Source organism: Collinsella sp. TF11-5AC, from assembly GCF_003436775.1.
In the GTDB taxonomy this organism is placed as follows: Bacteria; Actinomycetota; Coriobacteriia; order Coriobacteriales; family Coriobacteriaceae; genus Collinsella.
The window spans coordinates 1-1,449 of record NZ_QSQO01000045.1 but is presented as its reverse complement, the minus strand read 5'-3'; the positions used below and the strand labels follow the sequence as shown (position 1 = coordinate 1,449).

Genomic DNA, 1,449 nt, shown 5'->3' with positions numbered 1-1,449 from the left:
TGAACTGCCTCCCATTTCTTGGACACAAGAAATGGGAGGCTTTTTTATGGCTGGAAACGCTTTGTACGACGTCGGGATGAGACTGCGAGCGGCAGAGCTGCACGACGAGGGGCACGGCCGCGCGGCGATCGCGGCCCTTCTCGGGATGCCGGAGGAAACCGTGAGAGAATGGCTGTGCACCTACAGGTCTGCTGGTATCGAGGTTCTGGCCATGATGGGAAAGAAACACACCGCCTATTCGTTCGAGACGAAGCTGGCCGCCGTCAGGGCGGTCGTCGACGAGGGCATGACGAAGCCCGAGGCCATGGAGAAGTTCGGGATAGCCTCGCCAAGCCCTTTCAAGAAATGGCTGAAGGCCTACAGGGAGGAGGGCCCGGAGGCGCTCAGGCCAAAGCCCAGGGGGAGGCCGAGGGGGTCCGGCTCCCCGTCCGGGGAGACGACGCGCGAGCAAGAGCTCGAGCGCAGGATCAAGAGGCTCGAGGCGGAGAACGCCTACCTAAAAAAATCGATCGCCCTGAAGGCGGAGAAACGCTCTCGAACGGCGAGAAGGCCGCGGTCGTGAGCGGGCTTTCAGGGCAATACCCCCTCGCCGACCTGCTCGAGTGCGCCGGCCTGGCGAGGTCGAGCTACTACTACGCGCTGTCGCACCCGAAGGCTCCCACCAGGCCCGAGCTCTGGGAGGCCGCCGCCGAGATATTCTCGCGCACCGCCAACGGGTGCGGCCACAGGCAGATCGCCATGTGCCTGCGCGCCGAGCGGGGCGTGCGCATAGCCGACAAGACGACGCTGAAGATGATGCGCGAGATGGGCATCAGCTGCGGGATCCGCCGCGAGACCGACTACCACAGGTACAACTCGTACAGGGGCAAGGTCGGAAAGACCTTCGAGAACGTCATCGGCAGGGACTTCGCCGCCGACGGGCCGTGGGAGAAGATGGGCACCGACGTCACCGAGTTCAAGCAGCCCTGGGGCAAGGCCTACTTCGCGCCGGTCTACGATTTCGGCAGCAAGGAGATCGTCGCCTGGTCCACGTCGCTGCATCCCAACATGGCCCAGCAGCACGAGCTGCTCGACCAGCTCGTGTCCAAGATGCCCGAGGGCTCCAGGCCGGTCCTGCACTCGGACATGGGCTGGCAGTACCAGCAGGCCGGGTGGTGCAAGCGGCTGGAGGAGGCCGGCGTGGTGCAGAGCATGTCCCGGAAGGGCAACTGCATCGACAACGGCGCGACGGAGCAGGTGTTCGGCCATATGAAGGACGAGTTCTTTCGCGGAAGAAAATGGCCTTGCTTCGAAGACTTCAAGAGAGACCTGGACGAATACATCATCCATTGGAACACGAGAAGGAGGCAGGTTAAACTGAAGGGACTGACCCCGGAGGAATTCCGGAATCAGTCCCTATGTGCGGCGTAGGCCGCTTATTAGCCCGTCCAAGAATTGGGGCGCAGTTCA

Annotated in this window: 2 protein-coding genes; both read left to right on the top strand. The window is 62.9% G+C overall.

Features of this window, described 5'->3' with window-relative positions:
* Window positions 1–562 (top strand): helix-turn-helix domain-containing protein (locus DXD16_RS10150; protein ID WP_204987090.1); only part of this gene is annotated, 562 nt, incomplete at its 5' end.
* Complete coding sequence (locus tag DXD16_RS10145) at window positions 505–1,410, top strand: IS3 family transposase (RefSeq protein WP_233502706.1); 906 nt, start codon at window positions 505–507, stop codon at window positions 1,408–1,410. The genes DXD16_RS10150 and DXD16_RS10145, both read left to right, overlap by 58 nt.
* The last annotated feature ends 39 nt before the right edge of the window (window positions 1,411–1,449 follow it).